The sequence below is a fragment of the Chromohalobacter sp. HP20-39 genome (genome assembly GCF_033052815.1).
In the GTDB taxonomy this organism is placed as follows: domain Bacteria; phylum Pseudomonadota; class Gammaproteobacteria; order Pseudomonadales; family Halomonadaceae; genus Chromohalobacter.
Genome location: NZ_JAWHTP010000011.1, coordinates 33,038 through 50,505, shown reverse-complemented (window position 1 = coordinate 50,505; position 17,468 = coordinate 33,038). Strand labels below are relative to the sequence as shown.

General features: G+C 62.4%; 13 protein-coding genes. 6 read left to right on the top strand and 7 right to left on the bottom strand.

All coding sequences use genetic code 11. The features are described 5' to 3' along the window. Window position 1 precedes the first annotated feature (1 nt). Window positions 2-487 (top strand): DUF2878 domain-containing protein, encoded by a 486-nt coding sequence (locus RVY79_RS15810; protein WP_317465394.1) that lies wholly within the window; start codon window positions 2-4, stop codon window positions 485-487. On the opposite strand, the gene RVY79_RS15805 is transcribed toward RVY79_RS15810, so the two are convergent. Next, window positions 456-2,291, bottom strand: coding sequence for a putative bifunctional diguanylate cyclase/phosphodiesterase (locus tag RVY79_RS15805; protein WP_317465393.1), 1,836 nt, complete (start codon window positions 2,289-2,291; stop codon window positions 456-458). The genes RVY79_RS15810 and RVY79_RS15805 overlap by 32 nt on opposite strands. Before the next feature lie 210 nt (window positions 2,292-2,501). On the opposite strand from RVY79_RS15805, the gene fabA reads away from it, so the two are divergent. Beyond that, a complete protein-coding gene (fabA, locus tag RVY79_RS15800) occupies window positions 2,502-3,017 on the top strand; it encodes a 3-hydroxyacyl-[acyl-carrier-protein] dehydratase FabA (protein ID WP_246976096.1) in 516 nt (171 codons plus the stop codon). A 13-nt stretch (window positions 3,018-3,030) separates the two neighbouring features. Beyond that, window positions 3,031-4,248, top strand: a complete 1,218-nt coding sequence (gene fabB / locus RVY79_RS15795; protein ID WP_317465391.1) for a beta-ketoacyl-ACP synthase I — start codon at window positions 3,031-3,033, stop codon at window positions 4,246-4,248. Window positions 4,249-4,351: 103 nt separating this feature from the next. Here the strand turns inward: fabB and RVY79_RS15790 are convergent, their stop codons facing one another. The 3 genes from RVY79_RS15790 to RVY79_RS15780 all read right to left on the bottom strand — a co-directional run bounded on the left by RVY79_RS15790 (window position 4,352) and on the right by RVY79_RS15780 (window position 7,982). Beyond that, entirely contained in the window at window positions 4,352-5,107 is a 756-nt protein-coding gene (locus RVY79_RS15790; RefSeq protein ID WP_317465390.1) for a lysophospholipid acyltransferase family protein, read from the bottom strand. Then, complete coding sequence (locus tag RVY79_RS15785; protein WP_317465449.1) at window positions 5,104-5,976, bottom strand: sugar nucleotide-binding protein; 873 nt, start codon at window positions 5,974-5,976, stop codon at window positions 5,104-5,106. Before RVY79_RS15785 ends, RVY79_RS15790 begins: the two co-directional genes overlap by 4 nt. Window positions 5,977-6,155: 179 nt before the next feature. Continuing rightward, window positions 6,156-7,982, bottom strand: a complete 1,827-nt coding sequence (locus tag RVY79_RS15780) for a putative bifunctional diguanylate cyclase/phosphodiesterase (protein ID WP_317465389.1) — start codon at window positions 7,980-7,982, stop codon at window positions 6,156-6,158. Between the two features lie 297 nt (window positions 7,983-8,279). Here RVY79_RS15780 and RVY79_RS15775 point away from each other — a divergent pair, with 297 nt between their 5' ends. Beyond that, entirely contained in the window at window positions 8,280-9,074 is a 795-nt protein-coding gene (locus tag RVY79_RS15775) for a 2OG-Fe dioxygenase family protein (protein ID WP_317465388.1), read from the top strand. Between the two features lie 152 nt (window positions 9,075-9,226). Here the strand turns inward: RVY79_RS15775 and hmpA are convergent, their stop codons facing one another. Next, window positions 9,227-10,408 carry an NO-inducible flavohemoprotein gene (gene hmpA, locus RVY79_RS15770; protein WP_317465386.1) on the bottom strand — a complete coding sequence of 394 codons (1,182 nt, stop codon included), beginning with the start codon at window positions 10,406-10,408 and terminating at the stop codon, window positions 9,227-9,229. A gap of 247 nt (window positions 10,409-10,655) precedes the next feature. Here hmpA and norR point away from each other — a divergent pair, with 247 nt between their 5' ends. Next, on the top strand, window positions 10,656-12,224 hold the full coding sequence (norR, locus tag RVY79_RS15765; protein ID WP_317465385.1) for a nitric oxide reductase transcriptional regulator NorR: 1,569 nt from the start codon (window positions 10,656-10,658) through the stop codon (window positions 12,222-12,224). Window positions 12,225-12,316: 92 nt separating this feature from the next. Here the strand turns inward: norR and ssb are convergent, their stop codons facing one another. Beyond that, the gene (gene ssb, locus RVY79_RS15760) at window positions 12,317-12,880 is read right to left on the bottom strand and encodes a single-stranded DNA-binding protein (protein WP_317465383.1); all 564 of its coding nucleotides are present in this window, start codon (window positions 12,878-12,880) and stop codon (window positions 12,317-12,319) included. A gap of 33 nt (window positions 12,881-12,913) precedes the next feature. Continuing rightward, the gene (locus tag RVY79_RS15755) at window positions 12,914-14,296 is read right to left on the bottom strand and encodes an MFS transporter (RefSeq protein WP_317465382.1); all 1,383 of its coding nucleotides are present in this window, start codon (window positions 14,294-14,296) and stop codon (window positions 12,914-12,916) included. A 244-nt stretch (window positions 14,297-14,540) separates the two neighbouring features. Between RVY79_RS15755 and uvrA the strand changes: the two genes are divergently transcribed. After that, window positions 14,541-17,411: an excinuclease ABC subunit UvrA gene (gene uvrA / locus RVY79_RS15750; protein WP_317465380.1), complete on the top strand. Its 2,871-nt coding sequence runs from the start codon at window positions 14,541-14,543 to the stop codon at window positions 17,409-17,411. The last annotated feature ends 57 nt before the right edge of the window (window positions 17,412-17,468 follow it).

Genomic DNA, 17,468 nt, shown 5'->3' with positions numbered 1-17,468 from the left:
CATGCTTGGCAAGGTTATAAACGCACTCGCGTTTCAGGCTGGTTGGCTGGCCTGCGTGCTGGGCGGTACGCCCTGGGCGTTGCCGACGGTCGTGGTGATCGTGGCATGCCATTTGCGGTGGCTGGGTATGCCGAGAGAGTGGCGCTGGCTGGCGGGGTTCGCGCTGCTGGGCGCTGGCGTGGACGGCACATTGACGCTGCTCGGCGGTTTACGCTTTGCCGATGCCTCGGGGCTACCGATCTGGCTGTGGCTTCTCTGGCCGCTGTTCGCGACCACGATTCATCATTCACTCGCCTGGCTATGGCAGCATCCTCGGCTGGCGATGCTAGGCGGGGCGCTCGGGGGGCCAAGTTCCTACCTGGGGGGCGCGCGCCTAGCCGACGATGTCGAACTGGCGCCTTGGGCCGTGGTGGTGCAGGCCGTGCTCTGGGGCAGTCTATGCGGGTGGCTGGCGCTCAGGGCAGCGACATCTCGGGATCGCCTTTGAGCCGCTTCTCGACATCGGTGACCCGTTCGGGGCGGGCATAGAGGAAGCCTTGCACCATGGCACAGCCCTGATCACGCAAGTAGTCCCGCTGCGCCTCGGTTTCCACACCCTCAGCGACCACGTCCAGCCCCAACCCACGCGCCATGGCGAGCACCGCCGAAGTGATCGCGGCATCGGCGCTATCGTCAGGCAGAGCGCGCACGAAAGCACGGTCGAGCTTGAGTTTATCCACCGGCAACTGCTTGAGATAAGCCATCGACGAGTAGCCGGTACCGAAATCGTCGATGGCGATCGGATGTCCCTTGTCACGCAGCGCGACCAGGCGTGCCGAGATATCCCCCGCGCGCTCGTCTAGCAACACCGACTCGGTCAGCTCCAAGCCCAGCATGGTTGAGGGGACGTTGTGCTTGGCCAAACTGGACGACAGCCGCGCCTCGAGATCGCCCTGAATTAGCTGCACCGCCGAGATGTTGATCCATACCGGCACGAACGATAGTTCTTGCTGACGCCAGGTCGACAACTGCGCGCAGGCGTGATCGATCACCCAGTCGCCCAGCGCCGTCATCAGTCCGTGGCGCTCGGCCAGGGGGATGAACGTGCCCGGCGAGATCATGCCATGCGTGGGATGATACCAGCGCAGCAGGGCTTCCATGCCGGCCAGTCGCTCGTCGTCGAGGTGGTACTGTGCCTGATAGAAGAGTTCGAGTTGCGTGCCGTGCGCCAGAGCCTGGCGTAGTTCATTGAGCAACTCGAGTTGAGGATCCCCCGCGACTTCCAGCGAGGGACGGAAGCGTTGGCTATGGTTACGCCCGTGGCGCTTGGCGGCGTAGAGCGCTGACTCCAGGCGCTGGAACAAGACACTGGAATTGCGCCCGTCGTCGGGGGCGCGACAACTGCCGATGGTCAGCCCCAGGCGCAGGGGTTTGTCATCGATTTCGAACGGCTCACTGAGATGCCCGCGCAACTCATCCACCCAATGCTCGTGATCGTCGAAGGTCGTGGTGCGAATGACCATGAATTCGTCACCGCCCAGGCGACCCACTACGCCCCCGGCAACGAAAGCTGCAAGGCGCTGCCCGAAGCGCGACAGCAGGCGGTCGCCCTTGTCGACGCCCATGGCATCGTTAACCGCCTTGAAGCCATCGATGTCGATCAGCGCAATGTCCAGTTCTTCGCCGGCCCGCAAACGTTGCAAGCGCGAGGCCAGCAGGTCATGCAGACGCCGGCGGTTGGGCAAGCCGGTCAGCGGATCCTCGAAGCCGATACGCTGCAGGTCCTGCTCGCGCGCCTTGTGCCGACTGATATCGGTGAACAAGCCCACGTAATTCGTGACGTGTCCCTTGGTATCAGTGACGGTGCGGACCCGGAGCCATTCGGGAAATTCATCGCCGTGTTTGCGCTGATTCCAGACTTCACCTTCCCACTGGCCAGTGGCGTTGAGCGTTTGCCAATAGCGTTCGTAGAAAGCCTTGTCGTGGCGTCCCGAGGAAAGTACCGATGGATCGAGGCCGCGTATTTCCTCTTCGCTATACCCCGTGATCTGCGTAAAGGCCGGATTGACCGTCTCGATGCGATTGAGGGCATTCGCGATCAACACGCCATCGGGAGACAGCATCAGGGCGGCTTCGGTTAGTCGACGCCGGTTAGCTTCCAAGCGGATCTGCCGCCAGGCGTCCACCCCACCGATGATCACCACCACCAAGGCCGCCAACCGCAATATCAGCGTCGGCAGAAGGCACATGGAGGCCATGGCGGCAATGCCCGTCCAGATCAGGGGACGGTTAAGCGTGAAGGCTGACCACATGGCGTGTATCGGCTCAAGCAATGGAGGTTCAGTAAAGTGCAGGCATCATGCCCCTTCTCTTGCAACCGGCGCAACCCGCGCCCATGAGCGGATTGCACCGGCCGCGTCCGCCCGGTAGGCTGGCCCAGCGTGCATTCATCCGGCACTGTTAGTAGACTAGGGTGTCCGTGCTCTGCGACGCACCACAATTTCGACTCTCGGAAAGACTCAGTGACCAAGCAACATTCTTTCAGCTACGAAGAACTGCTGGCATGCAGCCAGGGCGAGTTGTTCGGCCCGGGCAACGCCCAGCTGCCAGCCCCCAATATGCTGATGCTCGACCGCATCACGCAGATCCAGGAGGGCGGAGGCGAGTACGACAAGGGCGAACTGATCGCCGAACTGGATATCCACCCCGACCTGTGGTTCTTCGACTGCCACTTCCCCGGCGACCCGGTCATGCCCGGTTGTCTGGGCCTGGATGCCATGTGGCAACTGGTCGGCTTCTACCTCGGCTGGCTGGGCCACCCCGGGCGCGGTCGCGCCTTGGGCTGCGGCGAGGTCAAGTTCTCGGGCCAGATAATGCCGAACGCCGATAAGGTCACCTACCGGATCAACCTCAAGCGGATCATTACCCGGCGGTTGATACTGGGAATTGCCGACGGCACCGTTTCGGTCGACGGTCGCGATATCTATCAGGCCAACGATTTACGCGTTGGCTTGTTTACCTCCACCGCGAATTTCTGATCAGGAGGCTTCCATGCGACGAGTGGTAGTCACCGGCCTGGGCATCGTGTCCTGCCTGGGCAACGACCAGCAACAGGTACTGGATGCACTGCGCAGCGGGCGCTCGGGCATCCGGTACAAAGACGAATACGCCGAGCGCGGTTTCCGCAGCCATGTGGCCGGTGTGGTCGACATCGACCTCGACACTCTGGTCGACCGCAAGCTGCGCCGTTTCATGGGCGATGCCGCCGCATTCGCCTATGTCTCGATGGAGCAGGCGATTCGCGATGCCGGTCTCGACGAAAGCGACATCTCCAACGAGCGTACCGGCTTGATTGCCGGCTCCGGCGGCGCATCCAGCGCCAACCAGGTCGAAGCCGCCGACGTGCTGCGCGAAAAAGGCTTGCGTCGCGTCGGCCCCTACCGGGTCACGCGGACCATGGGCAGTACGGTTTCCGCCTGTCTGGCCACGCCGTTCAAGATCAAGGGCGTCAACTACTCTATCTCCTCGGCCTGTGCTACCTCGGCACACTGCATCGGCAGCGCCGTCGAGCAGATCCAGCTCGGCAAGCAGGACATGGTCTTCGCCGGTGGCGGCGAGGAGGAGCACTGGACGCTGTCCTGCCTGTTCGATGCCATGGGCGCGCTCTCGACCAGCTATAACGACGCGCCCGAAACCGCCTCGCGTCCCTATGACGCCTCGCGCGATGGTTTCATCATCGCCGGTGGTGGCGGCATGCTGGTGATCGAAGAGCTGGAGCACGCCAAGGCGCGTGGCGCCAAGATCTATGCCGAAATCGTCGGCTATGGCGCCACTTCCGATGGCTATGACATGGTCGCGCCCTCCGGCGAGGGAGCCGCGCGCTGCATGCGGCAAGCCATGGCGACCGTCGACGGCCCAATCGACTATATCAACACCCACGGCACCTCCACGCCGGTGGGCGATATCGCCGAACTCAAGGCGATTCGTGAGGTATTCGGCGATACCACACCGGCGATGAGCTCCACCAAGTCATTGACCGGGCATTCGCTGGGCGCCACCGGCGTGCAGGAGACCATCTACTCGTTGTTGATGATGGAGCATTCCTTCATTGCCGCTTCGGCCAACATCAGCGAGCTAGACGATGCTGCCCAAGGCTTCGATATCGTCGACCAGCGCCGCGACGATGCGGCCATCGAGCGCGTGTTGTCCAATAGCTTCGGGTTCGGTGGTACCAACGCCTGCCTGGTACTGCAGCGCTACCGGGACTAGACGCGCGACCTCCGCGCCGTGTATTTCCCGGTAACACGGAAAAAGGGGCGTCTCGCGAGAGACGCCCCTTTTGCATGCTGGCATACCCTCTATCGACAGCGGTTCAGGCCGGCACCTTGCTGGCTTCATCCTCCTCAGCGGGCCGAGGTACCGCCGAGATTTCGCGGAGCTGCGCCTCGATCCAACGCTCGACCTCGACCAGAACCTCGTCGGTGGAACGCCCCTGCGTTGCGATCGGCTCACCGACCACCACGTGCACATCTCCGGGCTTCTTGACCCAATGCCGCCCCGGCCAGTGTTCGCCGGCATTGTGGGCCACGGGCAGCACCGGAACACCGGCACGACAAGCGATGACCACTCCGCTCTTGTTGTAACGCCGCCGCTGCCCTGGTGGCACGCGAGTGCCCTCGGGAAAGATCAGTACCGACAGCCCCTCGGACAAGCGCTGCTTGCCCTGCTCGAGCACCATGCGCATGGCCCTGGACGGCCGCGAGCGGTCCAACGCAATGGGCTTGATCAAGCGTAACCCCCAGCCGAAGACCGGCAGCTTGAGCAACTCACGCTTGAGTACTGTGCACACCGGCACCTTGATCAGTTGCAGGAACAGCGTCTCCCACTCGCTCTGATGATTGGCGAGCACCACGCATGGCCCCTCGGGCACGTTATCACGCCCACTCACGTGATAACGTACGCCGCAGGACACGGCAAACCACCCCACGATGAAACGGTTGTAAAGATTGAGTAGTCGAAAACGCGTAAACAAAGGCACAAACGGCGCGAGCGGCAGCAATACCAGCCCGCTGATCAGCAGCGCCAGAAAATAGCCGGCATAAAAGACAAGACTGCGTAATACCTTCACGTTGCCGACTCCTTGTCATGCAATAGGCACCAAGCATCCAGCATGCGACTCAGTTCGAGCCGCCAGGGCTTTTGATGAATACCGAAAACATCCAACACGCGGCGACAGTTCAAAACTCGCCGCAGCGGATGGTCGTGATGATGGCGCAAGGCATGCAACGCTCCCAGTGTGGCGTCGCGTTCCTGACGCTCCAGGTGTGTTCCCAACTGAGTACGTACGACGGAAGCGAAGGTGTAAGGGCTGACCGGCTCGGTGCCCGCCAGGTGGTAGGCTCCCCAGGCATCGGCGCCACAGCCTTGCTGCTGCATCATGCCGATCAACGCCATAGCCACCGCATCCACGGAGGTCGGACAAAGGATGATGTCTTCAGCGGCCCGCACTTCGTCACCCGTCAGCAGCGTATCGAGCAATTCGGGCAACCATGCATGCGCGCCATCGAGCGCGAACAGCGGCCCCAACCGCACGATGAGGTGCTTGGGCAGGTACTGACGCACCCGATCGCCGGTGGCGATCAAGCGTTTTAGGCTGTCATCACGCGGCGCGGGAATGACATGCTCATCGAGCGGCCCGTCGCCGCCCTCTTCATAGAGCTCATCGGACACACACCAGATCAATGGCAAGTCATACTCACGACACAACTCGAGATTGGCATCGACCGCCTCGACATGCGCCATGACCTCGGCCGGCGCCAGGCGCGATGGCGCCGATAACGGCGGCACCACCAGTGCATCGGGCCGGGCCTCGGCCAAGGTTTCCGCCGTAACCCGTGTCCCCTCAGCGATGGTCAGTTGGGTGTCGCGACGCCGATTGGCCTCGCGCGCCAGCGCCAGGCTCAAGCAATGTCCCGCACCCGCCAGCAACAGCTTCACGGCCTCTCCTTTCGCATGTTCGTCTCCTCGATTCGTCGCCCACCCCGGCGCCAGGGCCTCATATTCACCCATCACCGCATTGCCTGTCATCTTCATTGCCGCCGACAGACTGCGCACGGAGATGTCCTGCCGCCGTGGTGATCCGCAGACTTACATTCTACGCCAAGCGGACGGTGGACTCAGCCCGAGCCCCCGGGATGCCCCGTTACCAGGCCGCCCAGCACGCGCTCCATTTCCAGAGCAGGCATAGGGCGGAAGAAATAGAACCCCTGGACCAGGTCGCAGCGCATCTCCCGGATCAGCTCGAGCTGCTCACGGTTCTCGACCCCCTCGGCCACGACCTCCAGACCCAGGCGGTGACCGATGAAGATCGCAGCCTCCATGATCGCGCGATCCTCTGGCTGATCCGGGGCATCCCGCACGAAGGTTCGATCGATCTTGAGAGCCGTGACCGGAAAGTGCTTGAGGTAACTCAGCGACGAATAGCCGGTGCCGAAATCATCGATGGCGATACGAAAGCCCAGGCTATGGAGCCGGCGCAAACCCTCCAGGATACGGCCGTCGGCCTCGATGAGCACATTCTCAGTGAGCTCCAGTCCTATATCACGAGGGCCCAGGCCATGGCGCGCCAGACAGTCTTCGAAGCGCTGGAAGATATCGGGCCGACTCAACTGCCGGCCGGAGACATTGATATCGATGCGTTCGATGGCCAGGCCAGCATTCTTCCACAGCGCCCGCTGTTGGCAGGCTGTTTCCATGACCCAATCACCGAGACGGTGAATCAGGCCAGAACGCTCAGCAAGCGGAATGAACTCGGCCGGTGAGATCGGCGGCCCCTCCGCCGGCTGCCAGCGGAGCAGCGCCTCGAGATTCTCGATACGCCCGCTCGCGGCAGACACCTGAGGCTGGTAGTGCAGCGAGAGTTCTTCACTGTCCAGGGCCTGCGACAGGCGGTCAACGAGGCGGTGCTGGTAGAGCAGCTCGTCATGGAGCTTCTGGTCGAAGAACCACACGCTACCGTGGCCATCCAACTTGGCCCGGTTCTTGGCCACGTCGGCGTTATGGATTAGCTCGCGGGCCGTTTCACCGTTGTCCGGATAGAGGCTAATCCCCAGACAGGCCGTCACCTGATGCTGAGCACCATCCATCAGGAAAGGAGGGCGAAGGACCTGTTGGAGCTTGTGGACCAGTTGCAGGAGCACTTCCTTGCGCTGAAACATCGGGAAGGCGATCACGAACTCGTCGCCAGAGAGGCGCGACATGATATCTGACGCCCTCGTCACCTGATTCAGCCGCCGAGTCAACTCGATCAGCAGCCGGTCGCCCTGCTCATAGCCAAGGACATCGTTGACCGCCACGAAGTCATCGACATCCAGATAGACCAGCATCATCCCGGCACTCTGTCGACGACAAGAGATGATGACCTCGTCCAACTGCGCTTCGAAGGTCTGGCGGTTGGGCAGACGCGTCAGTGCATCGAAGCGCGTGGCGAAGTCCAGCTCGCGGTGCGCCCGCTTCTGATCCGAGAGGTCCACGTCGACACAGAACATCAGTGGCTCCTCGGTGTGCTCGCCGAGCATGACATGGTGGGAGAAGACCGGGACCAGCTCACCACTCTTGTGCTGAAGCTCAAGCTCTTCCGGCGGAATCTCGACCCCATCCCTCACCCAAGCCTGATGCGCTTGAACCACCGGTGCACGCATGGACTCCGGGATGATCAGTTCTTCCAGCAATCGGCCCTGCGCTTCCTCGGCGCCATAGCCGTAGAGCCGGGCGCTGGCCTCGTTCCAATAGATCACGCGGCGCTCGCGGTCATAGCCCTGGACCGCCACCCTGGGCAGGCTCTCCAGTAGAGCTCGGAAACGCTGTTCGCTCACCAAATACTGGCGGCGCACGAGTTCGATATCGCTCCGAACGCTATCGCTATGGGCGTCTAACCATCTCGCCCGGACCTGTTGCCACCGACGCACTAACCAGCGTCGGAAAACGAAATCGTGACCGCTCATCCACTTTATCCATCATCGAAAGGTGCTGTTGCTCGCACCATTAGGCCAGATGGCCCCCTTGCACCACCTCGATCCTCTCATCCTAAAGGCATACACAGAAATTCAGCGACACGGCAGCCAGGCTCGGCCTGACGTTGCCACCCAGCGTCACGAAGTGTGATCAAAGTCAAATCAATATGACAGGTTTTATACGTTTTTTGACATTTAGCGGCAGATATTCTCCTTTCCGAGGGTTGCTCGGACGATCCCGTGCAACCCTTGGGCAATCTCGCCCCACACTCTAATGGAGAAAATCTCATGAAACTCGACACCCTCAAGTATGGCTTCAATTCCAGCACCATACCTTCCGACCCACTCGCCGACTACTGGTCACCAGAGATTATCAACGCCCTGCAACAGCAGGACTGGGCCAGGACCGAGGTGCGCTCTCGGATTGATCTCGAGGCCTGGCAGGCATTCACCGCCGACCTGCCCCGAGATCCCTATGTCAACCGTCGCTGGAAACGCATGTCCTGGCTGACGCTGGATGAACGTGACGCCGTCGTCGATATGGGCCATTGCCCAATGGCTCAGGGCGGTGCCTTCAATGATGCCGAGAGCATGGCGGACCGCCTGCGCTACTATGAGCCACTGACGCCGGCATTCATGGCCCGGCCGGACGTGAAGGCCTTCGTGCGTGCCTGGGCGCGACTCTGGGATCTGAAGCCCAACGAGCCCATCCTGATGCAGATAACCGGCGTTCGTGGCGAAGGCATGATCGATCCTCTGCAGGGCCAAGGAATTCATGCCGACGGCTGCAAGGCGCTGAGCATCCTGGTGCTGAGTCGCCACAATGTCGCCGGGGGTGATAACCATCTCTATGCCGACAAGGCGGGCACTGCCCCCGTAGCCGACACGACTCTCGCGCCCGGCGATATCCTGCACTTGCGTGACGACCGTCTCTTCCACAGCGTGGACGGCATTCACCAGGAAGATGCCGGAGCGCCCTTCGAGCGCTTCATCATCATCATCAACAGTCGCTTCGTGGATGCGTTTCAGAATCAGATTCTACGCCGACATTTTCCCGAGGCGGTGCTCAACGAGACTCGCTGAGCCTCATCATCCATACCGATCAGACAAGCGCCGGGATTGCCCCGGCGCCCCTTCACCCCTCCTTTGAAAAGGCGCCCGTCAGGCGCCACGCATCATGCAAAACGCCACGCCGAATGGCGTGGCGTTTTGCATTTAAAACATCACCCCATGTCTTAGGCGACATCCGCCAGCGGCTCAGCCGGGCCGAAGAACTCATGATGGCGACGTGCCGCCTCGATCCCGAGCGTCCCCAGCACCGCATCGACGCAGCGCATGAAGTCCGTCGGCCCCACCGTATAACAGTCGGCGTCACGCGGCACATACTTCGACAGCAGGTCGGCATCCACGCGGCCGACATGATCGGGCATATCCTCCGCGCGCGGTCGAGAATAGACGCTAATCACCCGCAATAATGCCGGATACGCCTTGCGCAGTTCGGCCAACTCGCCAGCGAAAGCACGCATCGCGCCATCACGCGCCGCATGCAGGTAGACGACGCGACGCCCCTCGACGAGCGCCTGCCGGGCCAGCGGCAACATCGGCGTCTGCCCCACGCCGCCACTGATCAGCATCACCGGCGTATCGCCCTCGACCAAGGTCAAATGCCCCGCCGGTGGCAGCAGCTCCAGGGTATCGCCCACCGCCAGGCGGTCATGGAAATACCGGCTGACCTGGCCACCCTCCTCGCGCTTGATGGAAATCCGATAAGTCTTGCCATTGGGCGCCGCCGAGAGACTGTAGTGGCGATGCACGGTTTCGCCGTCGATGGCCAGCTTGAGACCGATATACTGCCCCGGACGATGCGCGGCGACCGCACCGCCATCCACCGGCGCCAACTCGAAGGAAGTAATGACGGCACTCTCGGGGCGCTTGGCGACGATGCGGAACCCGCGGGTACCGTCCCAGCCACCGGGCTGAGCGGCGAATTCGTGATAACGGCGTGCCTCCTTCTCGATCAGAAGCCCCGCCAGTTCCTCGTAAAGCGCGCTCCAGGCATCGGCGACCTCCGCCGTCACTGCCTCGCCCAGCACCTCGCCGATCGACGCCATCAAGCATTCGCCGACGATCGGATAATGCTCGGGGCGGATTCCCAGCGACACATGCTTGTCGACGATGATGCCCAGCACCTCGTCGAGACGTGCCGGCTCATGGCGCAGTTGCACATAGGCAACGACGGCACCCGCCAGCGCGCGCGGCTGCCCGCCACTTTGCTGATGCGCAGCATTGAACAGCGTCTTGACCTCGGGGTAGCGTGCGAACATCAACGGATAGAAGCGCTTGGCGATGGCCTCGATGTGTTCGGCGACCACAGGCGTAGTGGCGGCGATAACGGATTCCTGAGCGGATGTCAGCATGATGTCTCCTCGCGATACTTGCAGTATGTATCCCTGTTATCGCAATCGGAGTGCCAACTCGGAGCATTTCGCCGCCCCCGCGACATTGTGCCACGCCAGTGCCGGCAAGGCCGCGTAGTGGCCGCTTCCAGCGTACTTCAAGATGAGACCCGGTGAAGGGCGAACCCTTGCCTTTGCCATCGCAAGTGTCAAAATAACATTCATTTATGCGTGTCGTTATGACAACTTTCTTGGAAACTATGTATAAATGACAGCATTCCTGAATACCTTGCGCGGCCTGCTCGCCGACCTCAGCGTCGGACGTGGCAGCGATGCCCTGCCCGAGCGCTGGGCACAACTGCTCGCCGCACTGGTCGGCGCTTATCCCGCCGATGCCAGCACTTTGATGGTCGCCCACGACGATGGCCTGCAACCCGTTGCCGTGCTGGGCCTCGATGACGAAGTCCGCGGTCGCCGCTTTAGCCTGGCGGAGCACCCGCGTCTGGCCGCGATCGCCGCGCATCCCGGCGTGTGCCGCTTTCCGCTCGACTCGCCGTTGCCCGATCCCTTCGATGGCCTGCTCGACGACACCTTGAGCCACGTGCATGACTGCATGGGTGTGGCCCTGCGCGATGGTGACCGGCTGCTCGGCATGCTGACGCTGGATGCGTTGACACCGGGCTGCCTGGCCGCCATCGACGATGACGAACTGTTGGCTGCGGCAGGCCTGCTGGCGACCTGCCTGCGTCTCGCGCAACAGCTAAGCGATACCCGCTCGCGCCTCAACCAGGCACTCGACCAGCACTTCCCCGACCCCAACGCACCGCGCAATAGCACGCCCGATTGGCAAAGCCCCGCCATGCGGCGACTGGAAGAAAGTCTTGTCCTGGTGGCGCCCACCGACATGAGCGTGCTGCTGCATGGCGAGACCGGGGTCGGCAAGGAGCGGATCGCCCGGCGCGTGCATGCGCTTTCCTCACGCTGCGCAGGGCCGCTGGTCCGCGTCAACTGCGCGGCCTTGCCCGAGTCGCTGATCGAAAGCGAACTGTTCGGCCATCGACGCGGCGCGTTTTCCGGCGCCGTCCGCGATCATCGCGGCCATTTCGCCATGGCCCACGAGGGCACGCTGATGCTCGATGAAATCGGCGAACTACCGTTGGCCATGCAACCCAAGCTGTTGCGCGTACTGCAGGAAGGCGAGATTCAGCCACTGGGCAGCGAGGCGCCGCAGCGCGTCAACGTACGCCTGGTCGCGGTCACCAATCGTGACTTGAGCCAAGAAGTCGCCGCTGGACGCTTCCGTGAAGACCTCTACCACCGTTTAAGCGTCTTCCCCTTGCAGGTCCCGCCCCTGCGGGAACGTCGTGAGGATGTGCCGCTGCTGGTCGGCGGCCTCCTGGAGGACAATCGCATTCGCCTGGGGCTCGCCAACCTGCGCCTCGACGCCGCAGCCGAACATGCCCTGCTGGCCTGGTCGTGGCCAGGAAACATCCGCGAACTGGAACACACCCTGGGACGTGCCGCACTTCGCGCCTTCGGCGAACAGCCACCCTCAGGGCAGGGCGCGCGCCGCGACGCCGTGGTACGCATCACCGAGCATCATCTGGAACTGCCAACGACGTCCGCCGACGACACCGCGCCTCCCGAACCGTCAGCACCCGAGGCACGCCCCGCTCCCCCGGCGCCGCTACGCGAAGCCGTCGAAGCCTTCCAGCGCCAGTATATCGCCCACGCACTGGAGGCGCACGACGGCAACTGGGCCGCTACCGCGCGAACGCTGCGCACGGACAGCGGCAACCTTCACCGCCTGGCCAAACGCCTAGGACTCAAGTCTTAGAAGCTACTGGCTTGGGTTGGCAACCCGGCTACAGAAAAAGCCCCGCTACACGGGGCTTTACAAGCGACTATCGATTCACTACTTCGCCGGCGCTAGAACGGGATCTCGTCGTCGAAGTCATCGAAATTGCCGGGATTGGGGGCGCCATAATTACCTTGCTGCCCACCCTGCTGGGGCGGCTGTTGCTGAGGTGCCTGCTGCGGGGGCGGGCCACCTTGTGGCTGGCCGTAGCCGCCCTGCTGCGCCGCGGCGCCTTGCCCCATACCTTGCTGAGGCGCATTTTGCGAGGGCTGAGCGTAGTCGCCGCCACCTTGGCCACTGCGCGAATCGAGCATCTGCATGTCGTTGGCGACGATCTCGGTGGAATACCGATCCTGCCCATCCTGACCCTGCCACTTGCGTGTCTGCAGGCGGCCCTCGATATAGATACGCGAGCCTTTCTTCACATACTGCTGGGCGATTTCTGCCAGCTTGTTGAACATCACCACCGTATGCCATTCGGTACGCTCCTGGCGCTGACCGCTTTGACGGTCGGTCCAGGTGTCGGTGGTCGCGATGCGTAGATTGCACACCGGATTACCGGAAGGTAAGAAGCGGACTTCTGGATCCTGACCGAGATTGCCGATCAGGATGACCTTGTTCACGCCGCGCGCCATGTGAGTCTCCTTGAAATAGTACAGCGCCCGTTATCAGGCGCTCTTGTGATCTCGCTGGGATCCGAGGACGCGCTCTAACGCCTCGGCGTCCAGCCGCTGACGGTCGACCTTGAGGTAGGCGACACGCTCGTCGGGCACCACCATGACATCCTCGACGCCGGCCACGGCGGCGAATCGCTCCATCAGTGTATCCATCGTGCCCATCGAGTGCTCGTCCAGGGCGACGATCTCGCTCGAGAGATGGCGGGGGGCCGGCATCTTCCAGACAATCGCCAACCATACCGCACCCAGTAACGTCGCGCCCAGAAAGACCGCATCCAGGCCGAAATGCTGGGAGAGGAAGCCCCCGGCCGTTCCGCCCAGGAAAGCGCCCAGAAACTGGCTGGTGGAGTACACGCCCATCGCCGTGCCCTTGGCGCCTGCCGGGGCCAGCTTGCTGATCATCGACGGCAGCGTGGCTTCCAACAAGTTGAAGGCCACGAAGAAGCCCCAGAGCAGCGAGAACAACGCCCAGCGCCCATCGGAAAACTCCACCAGTCCGGCCAGGCACAGCGTCAACCACGCCACGGCACCGATGAAGATCGGCTTCATCTTGCGGTACTTCTCGGCCACGATCACCAGCGGCACCATGGCCACGAAGGCCAGCGCCATGATCGGCAGATACACCCAGCCATGATGCGCCGCCGCAATGCCCAAGGCTTCCAGACGAAACGGCACAGCCACGAAACAGGCGGTCAGGATGGCGTGCAGGGCGAAGATCGAGAAATCCAGGCGCAGCAGATCACGCCGCGCCAGCATTCCGCGCAGTTGAGTGCGGTCGAGCCCTACATCACGATGCGACACCAGGCGTGGCGCCCGCGGCACCAACCGCCATAGTACCAGCAGCCCCACCGCCGCGAGCACGGCCGTGAACCAGAACACGCCGGCCAAACCGAAAGGATCGGCAACCAGGGGACCTACGACCATCGCCACGCCAAATGCAATGCCGATCGACAGGCCAATGGTCGCCATCGCCGCCGTACGCACCTCTTCCCGGGTCTGATCGGCCAGCAGTGCCATGATCGCACCAGCGACCGCGCCACTGCCTTGCAGGCAGCGCCCGGCGATCACCCAGCCTATCGACGTCGCTTGGGCGGCGACCACACTGCCCAGCAGAAACAACAAAAGCCCGATGCTGATGATGAGCTTGCGACCGAACCGATCCGACAGCAGTCCGAAGGGGATTTGCAGAATCGCCTGTGTCAGGCCGTAACCGCCCAGCGCCATCCCCACCAGCAAGGGGGTCGCGCCATCCAAGTCATCGGCATACAGTGCCAAGACCGGCAATACCATGAAAAGCCCGAGCATGCGCGTCGCATATAAGCTGGCGAGGCCGAAAATGGCACGCCGCTCGGTGTGAAGCAATGATGAAGACATGATTGAGTCGCGTCGTTGAAGAGAAGAAACGTTCGATACCGAAACCGGCCCACGAGGCCTTGCCGCAGGGGCCGTGACGAACCAACACCTCGGCGTCTCGCACGCGCGCAGACGCCGACCAAGCGCATTTTACCGACTGCCGGCCTGTCAAGGAAAGGACGCGCTTTGCCCGGACTCCACTCCACCCTCTATAATCGATCCTTTGACCGCGCCACCGCCACGGCGCAACCGGCACGAGGTGGGCATGGACAGAATTCTGGTCAGGGGTGCGCGCACCCACAATTTGCAGAACATCGACGTCGAACTACCACGCAACAAGCTGATCGTCGTGACCGGCTTGTCCGGCTCCGGTAAATCATCGTTGGCGTTCGACACCCTCTACGCCGAGGGGCAGCGACGCTATGTGGAATCTCTCTCCACCTACGCCCGCCAATTCCTGTCGATGATGGAAAAGCCCGATGTCGACCACATCGAGGGACTCTCGCCGGCGATTTCCATCGAGCAGAAGTCGACATCCCACAACCCGCGCTCGACGGTCGGCACGATCACCGAGATCCACGACTATCTGCGCCTGCTCTATGCCCGTGCGGGGACGCCTCGCTGCCCCGAGCACGACATCGACCTCGAGGCACAGACGGTCTCGCAGATGGTCGATCAGGTCCTCGGGCTGCCCGAAGGTAGCAAGCTCATGTTGCTGGCACCGGTCATCAGCGGCCGCAAGGGCGAGCACCAGCAACTACTAGCCGAGCTGCGCGCTCAGGGCTACGTCCGCGCCATGGTCGACGGTCAAGCCATGGAACTTGATGAACTGGGCCCGCTCGACAAGAACAAGAAGCACGACATCAGCGTGGTGGTGGATCGTATCAAGGTCCGCGATGGGCTCGCCCAGCGATTGGCCGAGTCGTTCGAAACCGCGCTCGGCCTGGCCGATGGGATCGCCATCATTCAAGACATGGACGGTGCACGCGACAATATCGTCTTTTCGGCACGCTTCGCCTGCCCGGTGTGCGGTTACTCCATCGCGGAACTCGAGCCGCGCATGTTCTCGTTCAACAATCCCGCCGGCGCCTGCCCAACCTGCGACGGCCTCGGGGTACGCCAGTATTTCGATCCACACAAGTTGATAAGCCATCCCGAGCTGTCGCTGGCCGAAGGCGCCATCAAGGGTTGGGATCGGCGTAGTGTGTATTACTTCAGCCAACTCCAGGCTGTCGCCCAACACTACCGTTTCGCGCTGGAAACGCCCTGGCAAGATCTCGCTCGACATGAGCGTGACGTGGTGTTGCACGGCAGCGGACAAGACCAGATCGCCTTCAGCTACGTCAACGACCGGGGCCGCAAGGTCACCCGCGAACATGCCTTCGAGGGCGTGCTGCCCAACATGGAACGGCGCTACCACGAAACCGAATCGAGCATGGTACGCGAGGACCTGTCCAAGCACCTGGCGGTGCGGGCCTGTCCGTCCTGCCACGGCACCCGGTTGCGCCAGGAATCCCGCCATGTGTACATCGACGGGCGCCCGCTTCCCGAAGTATCGCAATTGCCGATTGGCGAGGCCTGGGATTACTTCGCGGCGCTGGAACTGCCCGGCCGCAAGGGCGAAATCGCCGTCAAGATCATTCACGAGATCCACTCGCGGCTCGAGTTCCTGGTCAACGTGGGGCTCGATTACCTGACCCTGGAACGCAGCGCCGATACCCTATCCGGCGGTGAGGCACAGCGCATTCGCCTGGCCAGCCAGATCGGCGCAGGGCTGGTCGGGGTCATGTACATCCTCGATGAGCCTTCCATCGGCCTGCACCAGCGCGACAACGACCGGCTACTCAAGACACTTGAGCGCCTTCGCGATCTCGGCAATACGGTCATTGTCGTCGAGCACGACGAGGAGGCAATCCGCGCGGCGGACCATGTGCTCGATATCGGCCCCGGCGCTGGCGTACATGGCGGACGCATCGTCGCCCAAGGCACCCCGGAGCAAATAACTCAATGCGAGGCCTCGCTGACCGGCCAGTACCTGTCGGATCAACGACGCATCGAGATTCCGCCATACCGCATCCCAGGCAACCCCGAGAAGATGCTGCATCTCACCGGTGCCAGCGGCAACAACCTGCAAGACGTCACGCTCGACCTGCCTCTTGGGTTATTCGTGTGCGTGACCGGTGTGTCCGGCTCGGGCAAGTCAACGCTGATCAATTCGACGCTGATGCCGGTCGCCACACGCGAGCTCAATCGCGCCACGAGCCTCACTCCCGCACCTTACGAGCGTATCGAAGGGCTGGAGCTACTCGACAAGGTCATCGACATCGATCAGAGCCCGATCGGGCGGACCCCGCGTTCCAATCCGGCCACCTATACCGGGATTTTCACACCGATCCGTGAGCTCTTCGCTGGCACCCAGGAGGCCCGCTCGCGGGGCTACAAGCTCGGTCGCTTCAGCTTCAACGTCAAGGGCGGACGTTGCGAAGCGTGCCAGGGCGAAGGGCTAATCAAGGTCGAGATGCACTTCCTGCCCGACATTTATGTTCCCTGCGATGTCTGCAAGGGCAAGCGCTATAACCGCGAGACCCTGGAGATCCAGTACAAGGGTAAAAATATCCATGAAGTGCTGGAGATGACCATCGAGGAAGCGCTGGAATTCTTTGCGCCGGTCCCCGCCCTTGCCCGGCGCTTGCAAACACTGATGGACGTCGGCTTGTCATACGTGCGCCTGGGACAAAGCGCCACAACTCTCTCCGGCGGCGAGGCGCAGCGCGTCAAGCTCGCCCGAGAGTTAGCCAAGCGCGATACCGGCAAGACACTGTATATACTCGATGAGCCCACCACCGGGCTGCACTTCGAGGACATCCGCCAACTACTCGGCGTGTTGCACCGCCTACGCGATCATGGCAACACCATCGTGGTCATCGAGCACAATCTTGATGTCATCAAAACCGCCGACTGGCTCATCGACCTAGGGCCCGAGGGCGGCTCCGGTGGGGGACGCATCATCGCCGAGGGTACGCCGGAGCAGGTCGCCAAGATGGACGTCTCGCACACCGGGCGCTTCCTCGAACCAATTCTGGCCAAGCGCACAATCTCCAAAACGACGCGTGAAACGAGTACTGCCGAGACCTAACTTTCGGTCTTAGCTGTGTACAGCGCATAGAAAAGCCGGCCCCAAGGGGCCGGCTTT

Coding starts and splice junctions, on each gene's coding strand:
- RVY79_RS15810 (WP_317465394.1), top strand. CDS start 2: ATGCTTGGCAAGGTTATAAACGCACTCGCGTTTCAGGCTGGTTGGCTG.
- RVY79_RS15805 (WP_317465393.1), bottom strand. CDS start 2,291: ATGTGGTCAGCCTTCACGCTTAACCGTCCCCTGATCTGGACGGGCATT.
- fabB (WP_317465391.1), top strand. CDS start 3,031: ATGCGACGAGTGGTAGTCACCGGCCTGGGCATCGTGTCCTGCCTGGGC.
- RVY79_RS15780 (WP_317465389.1), bottom strand. CDS start 7,982: ATGAGCGGTCACGATTTCGTTTTCCGACGCTGGTTAGTGCGTCGGTGG.
- RVY79_RS15775 (WP_317465388.1), top strand. CDS start 8,280: ATGAAACTCGACACCCTCAAGTATGGCTTCAATTCCAGCACCATACCT.
- hmpA (WP_317465386.1), bottom strand. CDS start 10,408: ATGCTGACATCCGCTCAGGAATCCGTTATCGCCGCCACTACGCCTGTG.
- norR (WP_317465385.1), top strand. CDS start 10,656: ATGACAGCATTCCTGAATACCTTGCGCGGCCTGCTCGCCGACCTCAGC.
- ssb (WP_317465383.1), bottom strand. CDS start 12,880: ATGGCGCGCGGCGTGAACAAGGTCATCCTGATCGGCAATCTCGGTCAG.
- RVY79_RS15755 (WP_317465382.1), bottom strand. CDS start 14,296: ATGTCTTCATCATTGCTTCACACCGAGCGGCGTGCCATTTTCGGCCTC.
- uvrA (WP_317465380.1), top strand. CDS start 14,541: ATGGACAGAATTCTGGTCAGGGGTGCGCGCACCCACAATTTGCAGAAC.